This window comes from Streptomyces sp. NPDC058864 (assembly GCF_042742985.1).
Taxonomy (GTDB): domain Bacteria; phylum Actinomycetota; class Actinomycetes; order Streptomycetales; family Streptomycetaceae; genus Actinacidiphila.
In genome coordinates this window covers 1-5,896 of the sequence record NZ_JBHYMQ010000143.1, presented here as the reverse complement: position 1 = coordinate 5,896, position 5,896 = coordinate 1, and the positions used below count along the sequence as shown (strand labels likewise).

Annotated in this window: 5 protein-coding genes; 3 read left to right on the top strand and 2 right to left on the bottom strand. The window is 73.0% G+C overall.

Translation table 11 applies throughout. The features are described from left to right. The first annotated feature begins 241 nt into the window (after positions 1-241). Both ACFW3D_RS41890 and ACFW3D_RS41885 read left to right on the top strand, forming a co-directional pair. A complete protein-coding gene (locus ACFW3D_RS41890) occupies positions 242-988 on the top strand; it encodes a hypothetical protein (protein ID WP_500513724.1) in 747 nt (248 codons plus the stop codon). Between the two features lie 128 nt (positions 989-1,116). Next, positions 1,117-1,662: an EF-hand domain-containing protein gene (locus tag ACFW3D_RS41885; RefSeq protein ID WP_500513723.1), complete on the top strand. Its 546-nt coding sequence runs from the start codon at positions 1,117-1,119 to the stop codon at positions 1,660-1,662. Positions 1,663-1,749: 87 nt separating this feature from the next. On the opposite strand, the gene gcl is transcribed toward ACFW3D_RS41885, so the two are convergent. Then, complete coding sequence (gene gcl / locus ACFW3D_RS41880; RefSeq protein WP_500513722.1) at positions 1,750-3,537, bottom strand: glyoxylate carboligase; 1,788 nt, start codon at positions 3,535-3,537, stop codon at positions 1,750-1,752. A gap of 323 nt (positions 3,538-3,860) precedes the next feature. On the opposite strand from gcl, the gene ACFW3D_RS41875 reads away from it, so the two are divergent. Next, on the top strand, positions 3,861-4,535 hold the full coding sequence (locus ACFW3D_RS41875) for an LppU/SCO3897 family protein (RefSeq protein WP_500513721.1): 675 nt from the start codon (positions 3,861-3,863) through the stop codon (positions 4,533-4,535). A gap of 31 nt (positions 4,536-4,566) precedes the next feature. Here ACFW3D_RS41875 and ACFW3D_RS41870 read toward each other — a convergent pair whose 3' ends face one another. Beyond that, positions 4,567-5,667, bottom strand: coding sequence for a ricin-type beta-trefoil lectin domain protein (locus ACFW3D_RS41870; protein ID WP_500513719.1), 1,101 nt, complete (start codon positions 5,665-5,667; stop codon positions 4,567-4,569). Between the last annotated feature and the right edge of the window lie 229 nt (positions 5,668-5,896).

Below are 5,896 nucleotides of genomic sequence, written 5' to 3'. Positions count from 1 at the left end.
GCGTTTGGGGGGGGTGGGCGGGGCGGCCCCGGACCGGGCCCCGCCCGGGGACCCGTACCGCGGCCGGGCCGGACGCGGTACGGGTCCCCGGGCGGCGGTGCGTTCCCGCGGCGACCGGGGACGACAAGTCGGGTGCGCGACGGGCTCCCGGTGCGGGACCATGGACGGCAGGACCGTTCCGGCGGGCACCGCCGTCCCGCCGCACCACCGCACCGCCCGCACCGCCCAGGAGTCGCGAACCATGGCAGAGAGCGTGCCCGTGCGCTGTCCGGCCTGCCGCCGGGAGCACGCCTACACCGCACCCACCTTCCCCTGCGCCTGCGGCACGCCGCTGGCGCTGCCGATCCTGCGCGGCGGCGTCCCGCTGCAGATCCGCCACCGGTCCTGGGACGACTCCTGGGTCGCCATGCGCTGCCCGGACTGCGGACGCGACGACCAGTGGCCGCAGCCCGAACTCGGCTGCGACTGCGGGGCGGTGGTCCGGCTGCCGGTGGACACCCGGGCCCTGCGGGTGCCCGAGCGGCGCCCCGTCCCCCCGGTGCCGCAGACCGGCCCGGGGCCCTCGGCGCCCGCGCGGACAACGGCGCATGCGCAGCGGCCGCCGTTCCGGCCGGTGACCATCCGTACCGCGCGGGACGCGGTCACCGCCGCCGCGCAGTACCTGAAGTGGCTCGGCTTCGCGGGTGTGCGCACCGCTGGGGACCGCTCGGCCAACGGCATCGACCTGCGCGGCGACGGGGTCGTGGCCCAGGTCGACCCGACGACCCGGCCGACGCCGCTGCGGGACGTCGAGACCCTCTGGCTGAACTGCCTCAACGAGGACTCCACCGGCGCCTTCTTCTCCCTTGCCGGCTACGCCCACGACGCCCGGCTGCGCGCGGACACGCTGGGGGTGCCGCTCTTCGTCATGGACCTCACCGGCACGCCGCAGCCGGTCAACGACGCCGCCGACGTCCTGATCAGGACGGGCCCGCACGTCACGCCCTGAGCCGGGACGAGCTCAGCCCAACCCTTCACCGTCCGTGGTCACTCGGGTCGCGCGACCGCCGCTCCCGGGGGAGTATCGAGAGGTTCCCCCTCCGTACGGCAACCCAGGACTACGTCAAGGACGCAGCGATGTCTACGGCCCTTCTGAAGCGCAAGCTCGACAAATCCTTCCGCCGTCTGGACACGGACGGCAACGGATATGCCGAGCGCGCCGACTTCCAGGACGTCGGCGCGCGGCTGATCCACGGCTTCGGCATGTCGCCCACCTCGCCCAAGGGCAAGGCGGTGGCGGTGCGGCTGGACGCCGTCTGGGCGGAGCTGGCGGCGTACGCCGACAGGGACCGCGACGGGCGGCTGTCCTCCGCGGAGTACCACCACGGGATGACCAAGGCCTTCATCGAGGGACCCGCCTTCGACCCGGTCTTCCATCCGGCGGCCGAGGCCGTCGCCCATCTGTGCGACACCGACGGCGACGGCCGTGTCGTGATCGGGGAGTTCGAGGTCCTGCAGCGGGCCTTCAACACCCCCGTCACCGACATCGCCGCCGCCTTCAACCGCATCGACACCGACGGCGACGGCTGTGTGAGCACCGCCGAACTGGTGGCGGCCATCCGTGCCTACTACATCGGCACCGACCCCGAGGCTCCGGGCAACTGGCTGTTCGGGCCGCTCTGAGCGACCGGGTGGCGGTCGTCCGTGGAGTCCGGCCGCCACGCCCGGGAGGTCAGGGCGGGGCGGCCGGTGGCACGGTCGGGCCCGGACTCAGGAGCCCGTGAGCGGGATGATCTCGGTGGGCGCGTGACCCGGTTCGGTGGCCAGCTCCTCGAACTCCACCACGTTGCCGATGTCGTTGGTGACGCTCATGGCGATGTTGGTGACCCGCTCCAGGATCGCCTCGACGACGACCGGCACCCGGTACTCGGCCGCGAGCTTCTTCGCCTGCTCGAAGGCGGCCCCCAGGCCGGCCGGGTCGGTGACCCGGATCGCCTTGCAGCCCAGGCCCTCGGCGACCTTGACGTGGTCGACGCCGTAGACGCCCAGCTCGGGCGAGTTGACGTTCTCGAACTCCAGGTTGACCTGGAAGTCGATGTCGAAGGCCCGCTGCGCCTGGCGGATCAGGCCCAGGTACGAGTTGTTCACCAGGACGTGGACGTAGGGGATCCGGTGCTGCGCGCCGACCGCGAGCTCCTCGATCATGAACTGGAAGTCGTAGTCGCCCGAGAGCGCCACCACCGGCGTGTCCGGGTCGGCCTTCGCGACGCCCAGTGCGGCCGGCACGGTCCAGCCGAGGGGGCCGGCCTGGCCGCAGTTGATCCAGTGGCGCGGCCGGTAGACGTGCAGCATCTGCGCGCCCGCGATCTGGGAGAGCCCGATCGTGGTGACGTACCGGGTGTCGGGACCGAAGGCGCGGTTCATCTCCTCGTACACGCGCTGCGGCTTGATCGGGATGTCGTCGAAGTGCGTGCGGCGGTGCAGGGTCGCCTTGCGCTCCCGGGCGGAGGCCGCCCAGGCGGAGCGGTCGGGGAGTTCCCCGGCGGCCCGCAGCTCCCGGGCCACCTCGACGAACAGCCCGAGCGCGGCGCCGGCGTCGGAGGTGATCCCGTAGTCGGGGGCGAAGATCTTGCCGATCTGGGTGGGCTCGATGTCGACGTGCACGAAGGTGCGGCCCTCGGTGTAGACGTCGATCCGGCCGGTGTGGCGGTTGGCCCAGCGGTTGCCGATGCCGAGGACGAAGTCCGACTCCAGGAAGGTCGCGTTGCCGTAGCGGTGCGAGGTCTGCAGGCCGACCATGCCCGCGTTGAGGTCGTGGTCGTCCGGAATGGCGCCCCAGCCCATCAGGGTCGGCACCACCGGGGTGCCGGTGAGTTCTGCGAACTCCACCAGCAGATCCGCGGCGTCGGCGTTGATCACCCCGCCGCCCGCCACGATCAGCGGCCGCTCGGCCGCGGTCATCATGGCGAGCGCCTTCTCGATCTGGCGGCGGGTGGCGGCCGGCTTCCAGACCGGCAGCGGCTCGTACGTCTCGGGGTCGAACTCGATCTCGGTGAGCTGGACGTCGACCGGCAGGTCGATCAGGACCGGGCCGGGACGGCCCGAGCGCATCAGGTGGAACGCCTTCTGGAACACCCCGGGGACCTGCGCCGCCTCCAGGACGGTGGTGGCCGCCTTCGTCACGGGAGCGGCGATGGACGCGATGTCCACGGCCTGGAAGTCCTCCTTGTGGATCACCGCGGTGGGTGCCTGGCCGGTGATGCAGAGGATCGGGATCGAGTCGCCGGTCGCCGAGTAGAGGCCCGTGATCATGTCGGTGCCCGCGGGGCCCGACGTGCCGATGCAGACGCCGATGTTGCCGGGGGCGGTACGGGTGTATCCCTCGGCCATGTGGGAGGCGCCCTCCACGTGCCGGGCCAGTGTGTGCTGGATGCCGCCGGAGGCCTTGAGGGCGGCGTAGAAGGGGTTGATCGCGGCACCGGGCACGCCGAACGCGGTGTCCACGCCCTCGCGCTTGAGGATCTCCACTGCCGCTCGGGCGGCGGTCATTCGAGGCATTCGGTCACTCCTGCGTCGTCCTGCGGTCCAGGTTGTCGCGCCCGGTGCTCCACATGCGCATCGCTTTCCACATTGCGGAAGTCTTCTTTTGTCATGCGGAACTACTGCGAACATAGGGCGCCCCCGGCGCGCGGGTCAAGAAGGAGGCGCGAATGCCGTTCGGGAATGGGGTCGATGGATGTCGGCACCACCCACTAGGGTTCCGCTCGCCCTTCACATCGGCTTCACACGGACCCCAGGTGATCCCCTTGACCACGCCGACGCCTTCGCCCGCGCCGTCCCAGTCCCCATCCGGACCCCAACCGCAGCCGCAGGCACCGGCGGTGCCCCCGGCCGCGCGGCCGAGACCGCTGCCGCCCTTCGGGCAGGAGGTGCCCGGCTACGGACGCTCCTGCCTGTTCTGCGGCTCCGTACCGGCCGTCCAGGCGACCGTCCGCGGCCACCAGGGCATGGTCGTGATGATGCGCTTCCTGAAGGTCCGGGCACCGTTCTGCCGGCGCTGCGGCATCGCCAAGCACCGCGAGATGGTCTCCAACAGCCTGGTGCAGGGCTGGTGGAGTCCGGCCTCGATGCTGGTCAACCCGCTCACCCTGCTGGTCAACCTCTTCCAGCGCTGGAGGATCAACCGCCTGCCCGAGCCGGTCCCCGGCGCCCCCGGCACACCCGCCGACCCCGGCCGGCCGATCCTGCTCCGCCCCACCGCCCTGGGCCTGCTGATACCCGTGATCCTCATCAGCGGCGGCTGGCTCCTGCTCCACGACGACCCCGAGTACGCCAAGGTGGGCGACTGCGTCCACAGCAACGGGGAGGTCTTCTTCCCGGACGTGAAGGTCGTCGACTGCGGTTCGGCGAAGGCCCAGTACGAGGTCGTCGGCCGCTTCGACGACACCACCGACACCGGCCGGTGCTCCCCCTACCCCCGCACGGTGGCCGCGTTCCAGGCGCAGCACGGCTCGACCAAGTACGTGCTGTGCCTGGCGCGGAACGACAACGCCTGACCGCCTCCCGAACGGACCGCCGGACCGGCCGTCAGGCGCGGCTCCATTTCTGGTTGTCCTGGCCGCTGCAGCTCCACAGCCGCAGCCTGGTGCCGTTGACCCCCGGTGAGTCCTCCGCCTCGACGCACTTGTCGGCCTGGAGGTTGACCAGGTCGTGAGCGGCGTTGAGGCGGAACTGCTGGGCTCCGGTGCCGTTGCAGTCGACCAGCTGGACGGCGGCGCCGTCCTCCCGCGAACCGCCCGCGACGTCCATGCACTGACCCCGGGAGCGGATGCTCCCGTCGGGCTTGATCTGCCAGGACTGCGCGGCGCTGCCCGTGCAGTCCCACAACTGCAGCGGGCTGCCCCACGGGGGGCTGCCGTCGATGCAGCGGCCCGAGTCGTGGCTGCGGATCGCGGTGCCGGTGGCGGCGGCGGAGTGCGACGGGCCGGCCGCGGGGGGCCGCGCCGACGCGCCGCCCGTGGCCCGCGGGGTGGCCTCGTCCCCGGTTCCGCTCGCAGTGGGGGTCGGCGCCTCCGGGGACCGGGACTCCGCCGGCCGCCGGGGGCTGTCGCCGGGGGACGGCGACCGCCCGCCGTTGGGGCTCGCCGGGGCCGGACCGGCCCCGGGGGTCCCGAGTGCCGGGTCCTCGTCCGCGAGGGTGACGGCGGCCCCGCCGCGCTCCTCCTCCCCCGAACCGCGCACGAGGAACGGCACGCAGACGAGCACGCCGACCACCAGACCCGCGCAGAGCAGCAGCAGCGGGCGGGACTTCGCGCGGCGCCCGGCAGCGGGAGCCGCGGGCGGCGGCGCCTGCGGAGCCGCCCCCGCGACCGGCGCGGAAGCGTGCTCCTCGTCGGCCTCGGATGCGGGGCGGGACGCGAAGGCGAGCCCGGCGGCGAAGCCGTCCGCGTAGGCGGATTCCGGCTCCGCCCCCTCCTCCTGACGCTCGGGCAGGGCGGCGGCCTGCTTGGCGCGCGGTGCCGACGCACCGCCGCCGTTCCAGTCCGTGGGGGTCCGGCTGGTGGTGGCGGAGGCGTCGGCGATCGCGGACGTCCTGCGGGTCCGCCGGGGCAGCGCCGTACCGGCGGGGGATCCCTCCGCCGGGGTCTCGTCGGCCGCCGGCGTCGGCTCGTCGGGAGAAGCCGTCATGAATCCTTCCAAGTCCACAATGTGCCGAGAGCAGCCCCGCCGCGGGGGCCGGGGCGCGGGCACATCCGTCCCCCCGGGGCGTCCGCCGCGCCGTCACCCCGCAAGGGGGTGTCCGCGGCAGCTCAGCACGCACCCTAGTGGCTTGTCACGCAGCCTTGGCCGGGTAATCGGTCCAGGTGCGGATCGGTGAGTCGGGGGCGAAGTTGGTTTTCGGGTTGGCGCGGGCGTT